Origin of the sequence: Marivirga lumbricoides (genome assembly GCF_014636295.1) — a bacterium.
Lineage (GTDB): Bacteria > Bacteroidota > Bacteroidia > Cytophagales > Cyclobacteriaceae > Marivirga > Marivirga lumbricoides.
On the sequence record NZ_BMEC01000003.1, the window covers coordinates 443,645 to 459,642 of the forward strand.

Consider the following 15,998-nt stretch of genomic DNA (forward strand, 5'->3'; position numbering starts at 1 on the left):
GGTTTGATTAAGTGATTATAGTATTAGCAAATAAGGAAGTATGAAATAAGTCATTACCAGCCCACCGATGAAGAACCCTATCACTGCCAACAGAGAAGCGGGTTGTAAATTACTTAAACCGGAAATGGCATGGCCTGAAGTGCAACCACCTGCATAACGAGTTCCAAAACCTACTAAAAAACCTCCGACTACCATAAAAATAAAGCCCTTTAAAGTGAATAAAGCTTCCCAATTGAATATTTCCTTTGGTACAACATTTTTACCCGGGTTTTCAATACCGTAAGATTGTAATTCAGCAATTGTAGAGGCGGAAATATGTACTGGCTGATCATTACTTAAGTATAAATGGGTTATTAAGCCTCCTAATACCAGGCCAGTGGCAAAAATTAGGTTCCACATCTGATCCCTCCAGTTAAAATCAAAAAAATCACATGATTTTCCTGCTCCTAATATTGAACACATAGTTCTCAGGTTAGAGGAAAGTCCGAATGACTTGCCGAAAAACAACATGGAAAACATTACTAATGCTATCAAAGGCCCTGCTACATACCAGGGCCATGGTTGGCTTATCCAATCTATTACTTGATTCATAAACTTTGATTTTTTATTTATTTGGTGATGATTTTGTTGAACACATTTTGTCTGATTGACTTCAACATGAAATTCAAAATTAATATTATAACACTTGATTGCCTGTAACAAATGTTACCAATTCCTGATTTTTGTCATATTATTTAATTATCAACCTGAGTTCGATTAATAAAATGCCACCACCAAATCAGGAACGCTCTGACGGACTTTGAAATAAATTAAGAATTTAACTCAGGTTTATAGCATAAGTCAATTCTATAAAAAGACGTTATTTTAATATGCTGTTGAAATGAACAGATTCCCACCTCCCGATAATGATCGGGACAAGTTGCGAGGGAATGACGTTCTAATTGTAATTTGAGTAAAAAAAACTATCTTATTGCACAAATGAACAGAAAAGCCAAGGTTTGTGGCTCACAGACCTTCCCCTTTTTGCTGGACTGTAAGCCGCAGACCAGTGGAAAAAAAGACCTAAATAAGCAAGCACTATGTATTTGTCAACACCAGAAAAGCCGGCAATTATCGTCATCCCAGAAATTTTTGGAGAGCAACGGAAAAAATTATCAGGGATCTTTTCAATGAAATGAAATTTCATTATCGGAATTTTATAGAGTAATAGAAAAGATTGCCGCGCTGTGCTCGCAATAACCAATTGATTGGAATTTTCTTTCTATCAGGATTTCTTTTCGAAAGAGGATGGCAGATACTATCAGCCTTTTAAAATTTATAGTTCACAATGAGTTGAGCATGTAAAATATCTTCTTTTAAAAAAGGATTAAGAATATCTTTATTGGCAAAAAGCAATGTATTTAGTAACCTGAAACTCAGGTTATCCCAATCTTTATAAAATCTGGCTTGAATATCTAAACTTAGCTGGTTGAAATGGCTTTCTTTCTTGGTCGTATTAATACCTTTTTCATCAAATGAAGTTCTTGCTCCATAAATACCAAGGTTAAAATCTGTCCAATGATGAAAAGGTTGTAGATCTATCTTTATGGTATGACTATTTATTCCAGTTAACCCTTCAATTCTATGTCGGCTAATAAATGTGTAAAATGGTTCAGACCCCCATTCTTTGGGTAAAATAAAGGGAGCATCTGATAAGCTTTGAGTGGTATTATAAGAAATTTGCCAATTAGGTAAATTCCATTTTAACCGGCCCGATATGATCTGATTATAATTATTATTCAGTTGATCGCTAAATACCTTTTCATCATCTAAACCTTGTTGGAAAACATATTGCAACCCTATTTGCAAATCATTTTTCGACCACTCCATCTGATTAAAATTCACGTAGGTCAGTTGATTGACAAAATATTGCCAATTGTGATAATGTAGTGCTGAGGTAATATTATAATGACCTCCAAGTTGGAATAAATTAATGTTTTTATGAATAAGCGTATTGGTGTCATTTTTAAGAAACCTATCGTAAAGTCCAATACTTTCAGATATGCTTACCCATTCTGTGGTAGATCTTGGTGAAACCTTGTTAAAAATGCCACCATTAATCTCAAATTGATGACCTTCATTCCAATCAAACCAAATTCCCTGAAAAGCAGATGGCTTCATACGCGAATCCTGAGGATTTACAAATGGGGTTTCTACTAACATTTTCCCCATCTTTATGTATGAATCATTATATCTGTATTTTATAAATAGTTCCGCTAATCTGTCCAGGTCATGCTTGTTGCTTGTGTTTTTCAGATCAAATAATTGACGCTCCCATTTGGGTACAAACTCATAGTCATCAGCACTTAAATTGGTGGATGCTATATTATAAGCATACAAACCACCTACTCCTAATTGCAAACCTTTCCAATAGGAGGTGTGATAATACAGTCGGCCACCTATGGCTAAAGCTGCATAGTATGTTCTGCTCTCAGGGCGCAGCGTATTCATCATATTAACTCTAATTAATCCGCTGGCATGACCTTTTTGAAACCATTCTTTAAATGAATGTGCTTCATTAGGATTAAAAGAGCCATGATTAACAGAATCAATAGACTCATATTGCTGGTTATTTTTTTGAGTATGTCCTAAAATTGGGCATAGAAATATCAGGCCCCAGAAAATGATTATGGGCTTCATTGGTTACTAACCTGTTTAACTTATTAGTTTAAATCACTCCGAATATCCATTTGCATTGATGAATATCGTACACATGAGAGCATGAAAAGGGAGAGTTAAGTCAGGTAGAAATCATCTACCTGACTTAATAAATCAATTATTTTAAAGTGGAAGGACAAACATATTCAGTGGTAGGTACATCTGTTTCAAGCACAGCTTTAATACCACCTGAAATATTTACTATATTGTGCAATCCTCGTGCCTTATAAATAGAAGCAGCAATCATTGATCGGTATCCACTCTGGCAATGGATATGATATGGTTTATCATTTTCTAAATGACTGAAGTTTTCGTTGATGAAATCTAAAGGCAGGTTTTCAGCATCTTTTACATGTTCCGCTTCAAACTCACTTGGCTTTCTCACGTCTACTACATTTAATTGATTTTGCTTGTAGTTTATGGCAAAGTTTTCGGCAGAAATAGACTTGACGTGTTCAACTTCTTTGCCTTCAGTTTTCCATGCCTCTATTCCTCCCTTTAAATACCCTAAAGTATTATCGTAACCAACTCTTGATAAACGGGTTACTATTTCTTCTTCTCTGCCTTCTTCAGCAACGAAAATAATAGGTTGTTGCAAATCCGGGATAAGGGCACCTACCCACGGAGCAAAGCTGCCATCAATGCCAATGAATATAGCGTTTGGAATATGTTCTTTTTCAAATGCGTTCTGATGTCTGGTGTCAAGAACCAAAGCGCCTTCATGGTTGGCAATACTTTCAAAAGTGGCTACATCTAAAGCTACGTTTCCTTTTTCCAAAATGCTATCTAACCCACTTGTACTGGCAGACTTGTTCATTGCTACATTTTGAGCAAAATATTGTGGAGGAGGCAACAGCCCATCGGTTACTTCTTTTATAAATTCCTCCTTGCTCATATCAGCCCGCAAAGCGTAGTTGCTTTTCTTTTGGTTGCCGAGCAAATCAGTAGTTTCTTTACTCATATTTTTTCCACAGGCAGAACCGGCACCGTGAGCCGGATAAACCACTACATCGTCAGGTAAAGTCATTATCTTATTGCGAAGGCTATCATATAACATGCCTGCCAAATCTTCCTGTGTAATGCTTCCTGCTTTTTGAGCAAGATCAGGTCGTCCTACATCGCCAATAAATAGCGTATCACCACTGAAAATAGCTTTTTCTTTTCCTTCTTCATCAATTAAGAGGAAAGTAGCGCTTTCCAGCGTATGGCCTGGTGTATGGAGTACTTTTATTTTAATATTCCCTAATTGAAATACCTCGCCATCTTTTGCTTCATGTAATTTAAAGTCTGTTTTAGCCCCGGGGCCATACACGATAGTTGCACCGGTTTTTTGAGCTAAATCTACATGTCCTGATACAAAATCAGCGTGGAAGTGCGTTTCAAAAATGTATTTAATTTTAGCATCTCTTTTTTCCGCTTTGGCAATATAAGGAGCGGACTCTCTTAGAGGATCAACAATAGCTGCTTCACCATTACTTTCAATATAATAAGCACCTTGTGCTAAACATCCTGTATATATTTGTTCTATATGCATAATCTTAAATTTTTATCTCTTTAATTGCGTGTAAAGATAAGCAGGGCTCATTCTTTTGATTGTAACCATTGTTACATTGCCTGCTTTTTTCCGCTTTAATAAAGTTCAAAATTACTTCATTTTTCCTCTTTTAATAAGAAAGCCGGCCAATACCTTTTGTAAATCATCATTAATATTAACACGGGTTAAGTCAATTTTATACTGATGGCATTTCATCTCAATTTCCTGGTAGTAGGCTTCTGTTTTTTCTTTATACCAGCTTTTCACCTGGTTGGGGTTCAGCTTCATTTGTTCACCGCTCTCAAGATCTTCAAACAGATAAGGCCTGTCTTCCATTTCAAACTCCAGCTCTGTGGCAGGATCATTCACCTGGAAAAATAATACTTCATGTTTATTGTGTTTAATATGTTGTATTGATTTGAAGAAATCCTCCAGCTGATCGGCTTTCGTCATTAGGTCGCTAAAAATAATCACTAAAGATCGCCTGTGAATTTTCTCGGCTACCAAATGAAGAGTTTCACTTAACTCCGTAACTTCCTTTTTGGGCTCCTGTTGTAGTAAATTTTGCAGAATGATAAAGATATTCTGCAGGTGTGCATTGGTTGATTTTACCTCCGTAAACGTATTTATTTTGTCTGAAAAAGTGATTAAGCCAACCGCATCGCGTTGTTTTTGTAGCAGATAAGCCAGGGCGGCAGCTGCCAGTATGCTAAACCGGATTTTTCCGTAATTTTTCTCCGGGTAATACATGGAAGAACTGCTGTCCAACAGTATGTAGGCTCTTAAGTTGGTTTCTTCTTCATATCTTTTAGTGTATAACCTGTCAGTTTTAGCATATACCTTCCAATCTATATGGCGGGTGCTTTCCCCAGTATTGTATAGCCTGTGTTCAGCAAACTCAACTGAGAAACCATGGAAGGGAGATTTATGCAAACCGGTAATAAAACCTTCCACCAGTTGCTTAGCCAGTAGATCCAATGCAGGTATTTCAGGTAATTTTTCCAACGATATATCCATCCTTTTTCTTCCCTTTTTATATTTTGCTAAAGTTATGTTTTTGCAAATAACCGAACACAATTTGCAAATATGAAATTGATTATACTATATTTAAATTCATTAATAAAGAAACAACCTAATTTATCAGCGTAAGAGAAAGTGAAAGAGCACATGGAAAGAGAACAAGAAGAGATTTTTTCAAAAAGAGTAAGGGCAGGAAAGAGAACATACTTTTTTGATGTAAAAACTACAAGATCAAACGATTATTATTTAACTATTACTGAGAGTAAAAGGAAATACAAAGAGGATGGCTTCACTTATGAGAAGCATAAAATATTTCTCTATAAGGAAGATTTTAATAAATTCATGGCTGCTTTGAACGAATCTGTTGATCATATCAAAACTGAATTAATGCCGGAATTTGATTTTACTCAGTTTGACAGAGACTATGATGAGAATGGCGAAGAGGATGATAATGACGAATTATCCTGGAAGTAATAGAAATTAATAAAGCTCCTTTTTAGCCAGGAGCTTTAATTCTCTTCTTTTAATATTAACTTAGTGCTGTGAACAGACTAAGACCTATTTTCTACCTGCTGGGTGGAATACTTCTCCTCTATATAATAGGAATACTATTTGCAGATATTCTTATTTACGTTGTTATTTCTTTGATTTTAGCAACTATTCTAAGACCTCTGACCAATTATCTTAACAGCCTGTATTTTTATGGGTACAAGCTTCCGAAGTCAGTAGTAATCATTATTGCATTTTCCATTTTTTTGGGATTTGTAGCCCTGTTTATTGGTCTTTTCATTCCGCTGGTCTCGGAACAAATTCAAATACTAAGCCAACTGGACTACAATGGCTTATATGCCAGGTTATCAGAACCCATTAAAGCTGTTGAAGATTTTCTTATAGCCTCATTGCCTAATCTTAATGAAGAAGGGTTTATCATAGATCGCTTAAGGGAAAACTTGTTTAGATTTTTTCAGTCAGTGGATTTCAGTTTATTGATTAATAACCTCATCTCCTTTACCGGTAGTTTATTTGTGGCAGTTTTAGCTGTTTCGTTTATTACATTTTTCATGCTTTATGAAAAAGGGCTTTTGAGGAGGCGTATTATATCCATTATTCCTAATAAGTATTTTGAGGTTTCAATTGGTGCTATCTACAAAATTGAAAAGCTACTTTCCAACTATTTACTGGGCCTGTTATTTCAAATGATTTCAATTTTTACAATAGCCTCTGTAGGGCTTAGCATACTTGGTATTAAATATGCTATTACAATTGCAGTTTTTGCAGCAGTAGCAAATTTAATTCCTTATGCAGGGCCGTTACTAGGTGCTTCATTCGGAATTGTGGTAGGAGTAACTACAGGGGGTATTTTTGAATTTAACAACGAATTATTAATACTGGTTATTAAGATTGCTTCAGTATTCTCTGTAGTGCAGATCACTGATAATATTCTGTTGCAACCTCTCATTTTTTCAAAAAGCGTAAAAGCGCATCCTTTAGAAATATTTGTTATTATCTTTGCAGGCGCATCCTTGGCTGGAGTGGTAGGCATGATAGCTGCCATTCCTGTTTATACAATTATTCGTGTGGTATTTATTGAATTGTATAAAGGATATAAGCAGTATAAGATTTTTCAAAATTAAATAAGATTATTCATGGGTTTAAGATGTGGTATCGTTGGTTTGCCAAATGTGGGCAAATCTACTTTATTCAATGCATTGTCCAATGCTAAAGCTGAAGCAGCAAATTTCCCCTTTTGTACAATAGAGCCGAACGTAGGGGTTATCAGTGTGCCTGACGAGAGGTTACAGGTATTGGAAAAATTAGTGAAGCCAAATAAAGTGGTGCCTACAATTATTGAATTTGTGGATATCGCTGGCCTGGTGGAAGGAGCAAGTAAAGGTGAAGGATTAGGGAATAAATTTTTGGCCAATATTAGGGAGGTTGATGCCATTGTGCATGTGGTTCGTTGTTTTGAAGATGATAATATTACCCATGTAGCAGGTAGAGTAAACCCTATTGCTGATAAAGATATAATAGACACTGAACTTCAGCTAAAAGATCTTGAGTCGGTTGAGAAGAAGATTCAGAAAGTTGAGAAAATAGCTAAAACAGGCGATGCAAAAGCAAAGAATGAGCTTAATATCCTGAATAAATATAAGGAAACCCTGGAGTCAGGTAAAAATGCCAGGACTTTAGATTTTACCAAGGATGAAAAAGAGCCAATCAGAGATTTAATGCTGCTAACTGATAAGCCTGTTATATATGCAACTAATGTGGAGGAAAGTTCAGCAGTTTCTGGTAATGAGTGGGTCAATAAATTTAAGGAATATGTGAAGGATGAAGGCGCTGAGGTGATTGTTGTAAGTGCTGCTATTGAAGCTCAGATTGCAGAGTTTGATGAGCCTGAAGAAAAGGAAATGTTCTTATCCGAATATGGATTGAAAGAATCCGGGTTGAACAAATTAATTCGTGCTTCGTATTCTATTCTGGATTTAATAACCTATTTTACAGCAGGGGTACAGGAAGTGCGTGCCTGGACAATTAAAAGAGGCTGGAAAGCACCGCAGGCTGCGGGAGTTATCCATACCGATTTTGAAAAGGGCTTTATTAAAGCAGAGGTGATTAAACTGACCGATTATGAGAAATATGGCACAGAGCTAGCTTGTAAAGAAGCTGGAAAGATTGCCATTGAAGGTAAAGAATATGTTGTGAAAGATGGTGATATTATGCATTTTAGATTTAATGTTTAAAGAGTTGATGAAAACGTAAATCCGCCTTTTAACCAAATTTCGTATCTCCCCAACAGGAGCTTAAAAATTAGAAGAGAATTTAAAAGCTGCTATTATCTGGCTCTTTTGGATTCTCTTTTTTAGTTTAGTGGTTTAAAAATAAATATGGTTTAAATTATATTTTGCATGTTCTTTTTTAATTCCTAAGTTTTTAAGTTAAAATTTGAGGTTTAATACTCATGCAAAAAGCAACTTTTGAAGTTTTTCGATGAATTTTTAAACAAACCTCTTCATCTATTAGTATCACTTACCTAAAATGATTGATTTTGAGAGTTCGATTAATATTTAAAAATAAGGATAAAGGAGCATCTGTTCCTTTTCACCATCAGTACTATTTGTTCAGATTCTTCCGAGGCTTGATTAAAAAATGTGGAAATGAAGCGTATAACGATTTCAAACATTTTAATTTTTCCGGTCTTAAAGGACAAACTACAGTAAGTAAAACCGGGTTGCACTTTTACAGCTCAAAAATAACTTTGGTGTTTTCTTGTCAGGATAAAGATTTTATAGATGATATTATTAAGTCTTTGTTTTCATTGCCGGAGGTAAAATTAAATGGGCTTTCTATCATTCCTTTCAGCGTTGAACTTGAGCCCGAAATTGATTTTGAAGAGGAGATGAAATACATTTGCCTTTCTCCGCTCATCTTGCTGGAGCCGGAATTTTCAGATGAAAGTGCGAAAAGATTTATACATCCAACATCACCTGAGTTTAAGTCTCTTTTGATTGATGCGATCAACCAAAAAACAGATTTGTTGGAGGGTGAGGAGATCGAATTTTTACCTGATGAAAATTACCTCCGAAAGTTAGAAGATTCAGGAAAAAAATATTCAAGGGTTTATCCATTATACGAAAATGATGTTCCTTACGAAGTGAGAGGGTACACCTTTCCTTTCGTTTTACGAGCACCTATAACATTGCATAAATTTTTATTCGAATGCGGATTAGGCTTGCACAATGATAAAGGGTTTGGTATGCTGGATTTAGCAACTGTTGTTCCAGGTAGCGAAACTATTCCTTACTTTAACGGGCCGCTCGAGAATTAAATTTTACGTAGCCTATTAGTTGATCATATCTAAGTTGTGGATTGGCATAATACACTGAAATGTCGTATTCGTTTTCAGTATCTATGTGGTTCCCTGGAATTTCATAATTTGGATCTTGCCTGGTGAAATAGAGATATTCATAATATCCTTGTTTTAAAAGATATTTATTAAGATATCTCCCGACAGTGGGATCATATTTCATCCTGCTTTTCTCATTAATTTCCCAGTTGTTGAATTCCCCAATAATGTAAATATCTTCCGTCTTTTGAGGAACATCCAACTGGAAAGTAGTCTCAAAGTAATCAGTTACTAATTCGTTGGTTTGTCTTTCCCTGTTGCCAATCACAAAGCCTCCGTTTCTATCATTCCATTCCCTGTAAGCCTGTGCACCTCTGGCCTGATCAATACCGCCTAAAGCCGTAACAGGAGTTTTGTCTTTATTAATGGCAATAACATTTGCTCCTGTAAAATTTACTGTAGTCAGATCAATAAATCTGAATTCATTAATGCCTGGAAAATTGAGCTCACCATTGTAATACTCGTACACTAATCTTTTATTTTGATCTGTAAGCCTCATAGGTGGAGGCGGTTGAATAGCATTTAACCAGTTACTGTTTTGCCTTATAATAGGGTAGATGTCTGACCCTGCATTTAAGACCTGAATATCACTTAAGAAAACATTAAACTGAACTTCCTGATGGGTTCTTCTTTGAGATACAACATTTGAAGGGACTATTTTATAGCCTATTTGTACTTTGTCTTCATACACCATAAAACGCTCACTCAGCACTATGTCTTCTTCATTATTACCCCTATATACTATTAAAAGGTAGTTCCCTGAAATTTTAACGGGGGGCAATTCTAATGTATAATGAACATAAGGTACTTTGGTGTCAAAGGAATATTCATAATCTCTAATGGTAAATTGATTGTAATCATAGAGATAGTCCATCGCTAACAAGTTGCTTTTTTTTGTCCAGTCCTTGTTAAGATGAAGGATTTTAGCCTGAAACACCTGGTGTTGACTGTTGAGGTCATCAAAGCTCAAAACTAGTTTTTGATTTTTACCGAGTTCCACCACAGGGTTATTGGTAGAGATCAGTTGTCCATCTTTAAAATTAACCAGTTGTACTGTTTTAATATTACCGGAATAAGTGGTTGTGATGTAATCTATGGTTGGGAAATTTACCCAGGCATCGCTTCCGGAACTGGTGGTAGGTTGTAGTGGTACGCATGCTTTAATTAATATAGCTATGAGTAATAAGAAAATTATTTGCTTTATTTTTTTCTGATTTCCAACCATTAGTTTGTAATTTGAGTCTAAATATAACAGAATCCGCTGGGTTTCATTATGCCAACAACCGCAGAACTTATAAAAGGTTGCCAAAAAGGTGACAGGAAGAGTCAATACCAACTCTATCAGCAATTTGCTTCAGGCATGATGGTGGTTGCTATGCGATACTCCAAATCAACGCAGGAGGCAGAGGATATATTACAGGAGGGTTTTATTAAAGTATTCCAATACATTAAAAATTTCAGGGAAGAATCCAGCCTTGGCTATTGGATTAAAAGAATTATCATCAATACAGCTTTAAACCATCAGCGTAATAAGCTGTATCTCTACCCTATGGTAGATGTTGATGATATGAAAGATGGCTTAGGTTCAGTTTCTGTTGAAAATATGGCTGTGGAGGAATTGATGGAGTTGGTGCAGAGTTTGCCTACCGGATGTCAGGTTATTTTTAACCTGTATGCAGTGGAAGGCTATCAGCATAAAGAAATAGCAAAAATGCTGTCCATTAGTGAAGGTACCTCAAAATCGCAGTATTCCAGGGCCAGAAAATTATTAATAGATTATTTAGAAAAGCAAAGTAAGTGGGGGAATGAAAGAATTCAATAACGATAAGGATATATTCAACAATTCTCTTAAAAAGAAATTTGGTGAGTCGAAGGTGCAGCCTTCTTCAGCCGTTTGGGAGGGCATAGAGGCTGAACTGCTTAAGCAGGATAATGTAAAAATGCGCAGGAAAGCTATATTTTATAGAAATGTTGCTGCAGCTGTATTGTTACTTATGGCTGTTTCCTTGTATTTTAATTTACAAGGAGTTAGAAATACAATAAAACCTGTTCAAATAGAAATCACGGATCTGTCTAATAGTACATTAAAAAGGAGTAACAATTCATCTGATGTATTATCTGCCAATGATTTGCCCCAGGTAGCAAACAATAAAAAAGAACATAAACAGTCTCTACAAGAAAACTCTAAAACAAAAGTAAATTCTAATGAAGGCAATAGTAATGTTGCAGAAGATAGAGATGTAAAAGCATCATCCTTTGAACAAAATACAGCCGGTAGGGAAGGTGAGGGATCAGCCTTTGCTTTAGCAGCAAATGAAAGAGGAGAGAATTCCAGTTCTGTTTTTGAAGAAAGTTTAATAGGAATCAATGAATTAAATGAAGCTGATTTTGACAAGCTTGCTGCCAGAATGCCTGTAAATAATGAGTTTTCAGAGGTGTATTTAGCGGATGTTAAGGTGGAGGAAGTATCTTATTTTGCTGTAAGTGAAGTAAAAAAAGAGAAAAAGAGCAATGATATTGGATTTCAGTCATCATTCAATATTGGTTCGGGTAGTTTCAACCCTAACTCAAATATCACTTCCAGCCCGGTTTCGTCAAACTTTTCTACCTTAAATACTCCTGGGTCTGCCGGGAGATCCTTAGGGGGTGATGTGTCTCAGAATTTTAGCCAGGAGAAAGCAGTGGTAGATGATTTAAGTTCTGCCCCAATCAGAAGTAATATCTCTCTTACCTTTGGTGTTCATGCCGGTGTTAATATTAACGAAAGATGGAAGATCAGAAGCGGATTGCAATTTGGTAACTATCGTACTTCATCAGAAAGTAGTACTGTAATCAGGGATATGAATAGCGAACAGTTTTTCCCCTATCATGGAGCAAGTAGTGCTACCGAATTATCAGAAGGTAAAATTATAAATGTTACTTCTGAATACGATTTTTATAATGATTTTCAAATATTATCAGTTCCTCTTATAGTTTCTTATAAGTTTATAGATCGTAAGTTTGGAATGGCCTTAGTGTCAGGAGCCACAGCTGATCTACTGCTGAAAAATACTATCAGAGGGGGTAGTGACCAGATCTCTGATATCAATTTTGATAAAAATGATAAACAGTCATACAAAAAAGTATTTTACAGTGGGTTAGCGGGGCTGGAGTTTAGTTACTCTTTTTCTAAGCATTATGCCATCAGTTTAACGCCAACTTATAAAAAGGCTTTAATGAACATAACAAATGATAATGCTACCTTTAATAGCTCTCCGGATTTTATAAGCCTGGACATGAGTATTCAGTATTTGTTTTAATTAAATACAGTTTTTTAGAAAAGCCAGCACCCGGATTTTCAAAATCATAATGGATTGTTGTATTACGCTCCGTTTACTTGTTGTACAGACCTCTTACTAAAACATGCTAATTTGGTAGGATTTCTTTTCCCTACTCATAGTTATTGAATATGAAACGAACAGGCAACAGGTGTGCTTATTTTGCTTATCAGGACAAAGAGCATAAAAAAAGCAGATAAAATAGTTTATCTGCTTAAGCTAAAGTTTTTCCATTTTTCGAATGGTGAGCAATTAATTGTCTTTTTCATCAGGGTTGGATAATTCACCTTTATTGGAGCTGAATTCCAGATCTATATTATTGAAATCATACGATGAGCCCACAAAAGTGGCTGATTCATGTGAGGATACAATAGGTGTTTTTAATACTTCCGGGTGGGATGCAATAATACCCAGGATGTCATTTTCACTTAAATCTTTTCCTTTTAAGTTGTCCTGATAGTATTCTTTTTCTTCATCTAATAATCCGGCTACCTCAACATCTAATTTACGAGCGAGGTCTGCTAATTGGCTTTCAGTAATGTTCATCTTATGAACATCCAATTCATTAATTACGTGCTTATCAAGTGATTTAATATAGGCAAGTGCTTCTCTTTCTTTCAGTTGATTGCTATTATAAATGAATTTAAGCTCCATCTCTATCTTCTTTTTATGTTCCATATCCCTTTTTTAACTCCTAAAGCGATATGAAGTTTCAAATTAAGTCTCAATTCTGAAAGCTGAAATTATTGAGGAAAGTTAGCTTAAACAGCTTTAGAGTAGATTGATTCTGAATTTTAGATAAAGATTAATTTCAGGATTCAAGGAAGTATTTGTCATTCCATAACCGGGAATTTCCTTTGTTTCATATATCTCGAAATCTTCGTAATCCAAATAGCTTTTAAGCCTCAACCTAAAGCCCACTGATAGGAAGTCAGGAATATCCTTTTTAAATAGCCTTTTTACTTTCTTCTCTGAACTTATCACTAATTCAAACCACTGTGCAGTTAAATTGCTTCTGTCAATCGAGCCACTTGTATTTGGAAAAATGGGGTTTTCAGAAGTGTAATCTATACTTTCATCAAAAGTGGATCGGGAGTACCGAATTCCCAGTAATAAATAATTGGAAGGAATAACAGTAAGGTGGTAATCTGCTCCTATACGGAAATAGCTGCCTTCCGATATATACGTAGCATTTTTATATGCATCTTCAGGTGTAAGTTGGGCAATTCCATATTCTCCAACAAATGATACTTTCTCCAATAGCGTTAAATTTACTGCAGCTTCCCATTTTTCACTTTCATCCAGCAATAAAGTATGGAGCTTAAGGTAGTCCGGTGAAATACCTATCAACAGCAATTGTGGTTTCTTAGGTATGGAATCTGAAACAGATTGTGCGGAAACAGTAAAGCAGCTTGCTAAAATGAAAAAGAAGATAAATTTATATTTCAACATATATTTCAAGTTCATTACTGCTACATTCTAAAACGGGGGTACAACCATAAGGGCCTCTTATGGATTTGAATTCGTAATCAATTACTTTTAAACCTTTCGCAGCCTTAGTTATTTTATTATTGATGACTGTGTCGCTTAAAGTATAAGATATTTTAAGATAATTAATGAAATCTGCATGTTCTACCTGAATGTAGTATTCTGATTCAGTGGAGGTGCCATCAATAGGTATACGGAAAAAGGTAAGACTATCTCCACCTAACCTGTTAGTAAACAAGTCTCTTTCATTGTTAATAGATTCAATACTGATTAAACCTGACTTTACAGTGGTGATAACATTCTTAACAAAAGTTAAAGAATCTGTAGCTTCTGTTTTTCTTGATGTTAAGGAATCCGCAATAGCGGCATTATTTCTATCCGCTAACAAACTATCAAGCAATTTAATTTCTGATACAAACCCTGAACTATCTACGCGTAGAGAATCCAGTGATGTTCTGTTAAGAATTTTCAGGTTGAAATAAGGATAAGCATTTTCAGGATTACAATCTTTGCAGGACTCGCAACCTGAAAGGTTTAGTGAAAGTAGGATTACTATAAATGAAAGAAGAATACCACCTGAGAATTTCATAGACACGAAATTACATTTTCTATTTTATTAATCTATTCGGGTTAAAGGATTTTGTACAACAAAAATTAAGCCTGACTTTCCGTGTTAATCTTGAAGGAAAGCAAAACTAATAATATTCGCTCCCATTTGTAAGGCCTTTAACCTTACACTTTCCGGATCGTTATGGATACTGCTGTCCTCCCATCCATTTCCCAAATCGGATTCGTAGGAATAAAAGCACACCAGTCTTCCTTCATAAACTATACCATAGCCTTGTGCCGGTTGGCCATCGTGTTCATGTATTTTGGGAAGTCCATTTACAAAGTCATACTTCTGATGATAAATCGGGTGGTCGAAAGGAATTTCTACAAATTTAAGGTTTGGAAAAACTTTTTTCATTTCCAATCTGATAAACTGATCTAAACCATAATTATCATCAATATGCAAAAAGCCTCCGGCAATGAGGTAATTTCTTAAATTTTCAGCTTCATCATCAGAAAATACTACATTCCCATGCCCTGTCATGTAAATATAAGGATACTGATAAAGCTCTTTGCTCCCCACTTCCACTACAAAATCTTTATTGTTGATGGATGTATTTAAAGTTTCATTGCAAAAGTCAATGAGGTTAGGCAAGGCAGTTTTGTTAGCATACCAGTCACCGCCACCATTGTATTTTAGCTTTGCAATTTTAACATTTTGTGAAGTTGCCGAAAATGTGTTTAACATTAACCAACTCAATAGGAGGCAACCTGATATACTTAATTGATTAACTAATTTCTTCAAAGTTTTTAATTTTTAAAATTAAACCTTCTGGTAGCTCTTCTTTTTTGAGAGAAGTATAAAGACCTACCACTTCCATTCCTGCTGCTTTGGCAGATTTTATACCTGCCAGTGCATCCTCAAATACAACGCAATCGGAAGGAGAAATATTCAGTAATTTGGCTGCTTTCAGATAAATTTGCGGATCCGGCTTTCCTTTTATCACCATGGTGCTATCCACTACAACATCAAAATAATGCCTGATCCCTAAGCCATCTAAAGTAAAGTCTGCATTAGCGGTTATTGCGGAAGTAGCAACTGCCATTTTTATACCTTGTTCTTTAGCTAAGCCAAGAAATTTTTCCAGTCCGGGAGTAGGGGAAAGGTGCTTAGCATAAAGGTCCCGGTAAATTTTCTCCTTTTCTTCCGATAAGGCCATAATTTCTTCTTTGCCTGCCTCAGGCTTTAGTTCCTGAATTAGCTCCTGGATTGTTCTTCCATTAACATGTGTTTGAAAATATTCTGTAGTTATATCTTTTCCAAACTGTTTCAGAAAAACCTTATACGCATCAATATGGAAGTTTATGTTATCTACAATTACGCCATCCATGTCAAAAATGAAGGCCTGCTTATTAATAAGTGCTTTGTTTATCATTAACTAAAGAGATTTCAATATTTGTAAGATATTACTTAGTAGCAAAAATA

17 protein-coding genes are annotated in these 15,998 nt (G+C 35.5%); 6 read left to right on the plus strand and 11 right to left on the minus strand.

Annotated elements, in window-relative coordinates; translation table 11 throughout:
• Positions 1-15: 15 nt before the first annotated feature.
• The 5 genes from IEV85_RS06795 to IEV85_RS06815 form a co-directional block, all read right to left on the minus strand.
• The gene (locus tag IEV85_RS06795) at positions 16-591 is read right to left on the minus strand and encodes a YeeE/YedE family protein (RefSeq protein ID WP_188461533.1); all 576 of its coding nucleotides are present in this window, start codon (positions 589-591) and stop codon (positions 16-18) included.
• Between the two features lie 376 nt (positions 592-967).
• Positions 968-1,186 carry a hypothetical protein gene (locus IEV85_RS06800; RefSeq protein ID WP_188461534.1) on the minus strand — a complete coding sequence of 73 codons (219 nt, stop codon included), beginning with the start codon at positions 1,184-1,186 and terminating at the stop codon, positions 968-970.
• 122 nt (positions 1,187-1,308) lie between these two features.
• Complete coding sequence (locus IEV85_RS06805; RefSeq protein WP_188461536.1) at positions 1,309-2,679, minus strand: OprD family outer membrane porin; 1,371 nt, start codon at positions 2,677-2,679, stop codon at positions 1,309-1,311.
• A 136-nt stretch (positions 2,680-2,815) separates the two neighbouring features.
• Positions 2,816-4,231, minus strand: coding sequence for an MBL fold metallo-hydrolase (locus IEV85_RS06810; protein ID WP_188461538.1), 1,416 nt, complete (start codon positions 4,229-4,231; stop codon positions 2,816-2,818).
• Positions 4,232-4,342: 111 nt separating this feature from the next.
• Complete coding sequence (locus IEV85_RS06815) at positions 4,343-5,248, minus strand: DUF58 domain-containing protein (RefSeq protein WP_188461540.1); 906 nt, start codon at positions 5,246-5,248, stop codon at positions 4,343-4,345.
• 138 nt (positions 5,249-5,386) lie between these two features.
• Between IEV85_RS06815 and IEV85_RS06820 the strand changes: the two genes are divergently transcribed.
• The 4 genes from IEV85_RS06820 to cas6 all read left to right on the plus strand — a co-directional run bounded on the left by IEV85_RS06820 (position 5,387) and on the right by cas6 (position 9,080).
• Positions 5,387-5,725, plus strand: coding sequence for a DUF3276 family protein (locus IEV85_RS06820; protein WP_188461542.1), 339 nt, complete (start codon positions 5,387-5,389; stop codon positions 5,723-5,725).
• A gap of 68 nt (positions 5,726-5,793) precedes the next feature.
• On the plus strand, positions 5,794-6,885 hold the full coding sequence (locus IEV85_RS06825) for an AI-2E family transporter (RefSeq protein WP_188461544.1): 1,092 nt from the start codon (positions 5,794-5,796) through the stop codon (positions 6,883-6,885).
• 12 nt (positions 6,886-6,897) lie between these two features.
• Complete coding sequence (gene ychF / locus IEV85_RS06830) at positions 6,898-7,995, plus strand: redox-regulated ATPase YchF (protein ID WP_188461546.1); 1,098 nt, start codon at positions 6,898-6,900, stop codon at positions 7,993-7,995.
• A gap of 305 nt (positions 7,996-8,300) precedes the next feature.
• Positions 8,301-9,080, plus strand: a complete 780-nt coding sequence (gene cas6, locus IEV85_RS06835) for a CRISPR-associated endoribonuclease Cas6 (protein WP_188461548.1) — start codon at positions 8,301-8,303, stop codon at positions 9,078-9,080.
• Here the strand turns inward: cas6 and IEV85_RS06840 are convergent.
• A complete protein-coding gene (locus IEV85_RS06840; RefSeq protein WP_188461550.1) occupies positions 9,058-10,383 on the minus strand; it encodes a type IX secretion system plug protein in 1,326 nt (441 codons plus the stop codon). The two genes, cas6 and IEV85_RS06840, sit on opposite strands and share 23 nt — an antisense overlap.
• Positions 10,384-10,431: 48 nt before the next feature.
• On the opposite strand from IEV85_RS06840, the gene IEV85_RS06845 reads away from it, so the two are divergent.
• Together IEV85_RS06845 and IEV85_RS06850 are read left to right on the plus strand one after the other, a co-directional pair.
• Complete coding sequence (locus tag IEV85_RS06845; protein WP_188461552.1) at positions 10,432-10,980, plus strand: RNA polymerase sigma factor; 549 nt, start codon at positions 10,432-10,434, stop codon at positions 10,978-10,980.
• Positions 10,964-12,457, plus strand: coding sequence for a hypothetical protein (locus tag IEV85_RS06850; RefSeq protein WP_188461554.1), 1,494 nt, complete (start codon positions 10,964-10,966; stop codon positions 12,455-12,457). Before IEV85_RS06845 ends, IEV85_RS06850 begins: the two co-directional genes overlap by 17 nt.
• Positions 12,458-12,727: 270 nt before the next feature.
• Here IEV85_RS06850 and IEV85_RS06855 read toward each other — a convergent pair whose 3' ends face one another.
• The 5 genes from IEV85_RS06855 to IEV85_RS06875 form a co-directional block, all read right to left on the minus strand.
• On the minus strand, positions 12,728-13,153 hold the full coding sequence (locus IEV85_RS06855; protein ID WP_188461556.1) for an arsenate reductase family protein: 426 nt from the start codon (positions 13,151-13,153) through the stop codon (positions 12,728-12,730).
• Positions 13,154-13,246: 93 nt separating this feature from the next.
• On the minus strand, positions 13,247-13,927 hold the full coding sequence (locus tag IEV85_RS06860; protein ID WP_188461558.1) for a DUF6048 family protein: 681 nt from the start codon (positions 13,925-13,927) through the stop codon (positions 13,247-13,249).
• Complete coding sequence (locus IEV85_RS06865; protein WP_188461560.1) at positions 13,914-14,552, minus strand: hypothetical protein; 639 nt, start codon at positions 14,550-14,552, stop codon at positions 13,914-13,916. The genes IEV85_RS06860 and IEV85_RS06865 overlap by 14 nt, the downstream gene beginning before the upstream one ends.
• Before the next feature lie 84 nt (positions 14,553-14,636).
• The gene (locus IEV85_RS06870; RefSeq protein ID WP_188461635.1) at positions 14,637-15,260 is read right to left on the minus strand and encodes a DUF4159 domain-containing protein; all 624 of its coding nucleotides are present in this window, start codon (positions 15,258-15,260) and stop codon (positions 14,637-14,639) included.
• A gap of 40 nt (positions 15,261-15,300) precedes the next feature.
• On the minus strand, positions 15,301-15,948 hold the full coding sequence (locus IEV85_RS06875; RefSeq protein WP_188461562.1) for an HAD family hydrolase: 648 nt from the start codon (positions 15,946-15,948) through the stop codon (positions 15,301-15,303).
• Positions 15,949-15,998 lie beyond the last annotated feature (50 nt).

Bases quoted from the DNA above. Each gene is read 5' to 3' on its own strand.
- IEV85_RS06845 (WP_188461552.1), top strand. From the start codon at position 10,432: ATGCCAACAACCGCAGAACTTATAAAAGGTTGCCAAAAAGGTGACAGG.
- IEV85_RS06805 (WP_188461536.1), bottom strand. From the start codon at position 2,679: ATGAAGCCCATAATCATTTTCTGGGGCCTGATATTTCTATGCCCAATT.
- IEV85_RS06810 (WP_188461538.1), bottom strand. From the start codon at position 4,231: ATGCATATAGAACAAATATATACAGGATGTTTAGCACAAGGTGCTTAT.
- IEV85_RS06865 (WP_188461560.1), bottom strand. From the start codon at position 14,552: ATGAAATTCTCAGGTGGTATTCTTCTTTCATTTATAGTAATCCTACTT.
- IEV85_RS06860 (WP_188461558.1), bottom strand. From the start codon at position 13,927: ATGTTGAAATATAAATTTATCTTCTTTTTCATTTTAGCAAGCTGCTTT.
- IEV85_RS06850 (WP_188461554.1), top strand. From the start codon at position 10,964: ATGAAAGAATTCAATAACGATAAGGATATATTCAACAATTCTCTTAAA.
- IEV85_RS06840 (WP_188461550.1), bottom strand. From the start codon at position 10,383: ATGGTTGGAAATCAGAAAAAAATAAAGCAAATAATTTTCTTATTACTC.
- IEV85_RS06875 (WP_188461562.1), bottom strand. From the start codon at position 15,948: ATGATAAACAAAGCACTTATTAATAAGCAGGCCTTCATTTTTGACATG.
- IEV85_RS06855 (WP_188461556.1), bottom strand. From the start codon at position 13,153: ATGGAACATAAAAAGAAGATAGAGATGGAGCTTAAATTCATTTATAAT.
- IEV85_RS06800 (WP_188461534.1), bottom strand. From the start codon at position 1,186: ATGAAATTTCATTTCATTGAAAAGATCCCTGATAATTTTTTCCGTTGC.
- IEV85_RS06815 (WP_188461540.1), bottom strand. From the start codon at position 5,248: ATGGATATATCGTTGGAAAAATTACCTGAAATACCTGCATTGGATCTA.
- IEV85_RS06795 (WP_188461533.1), bottom strand. From the start codon at position 591: ATGAATCAAGTAATAGATTGGATAAGCCAACCATGGCCCTGGTATGTA.
- ychF (WP_188461546.1), top strand. From the start codon at position 6,898: ATGGGTTTAAGATGTGGTATCGTTGGTTTGCCAAATGTGGGCAAATCT.
- IEV85_RS06870 (WP_188461635.1), bottom strand. From the start codon at position 15,260: ATGTTAAACACATTTTCGGCAACTTCACAAAATGTTAAAATTGCAAAG.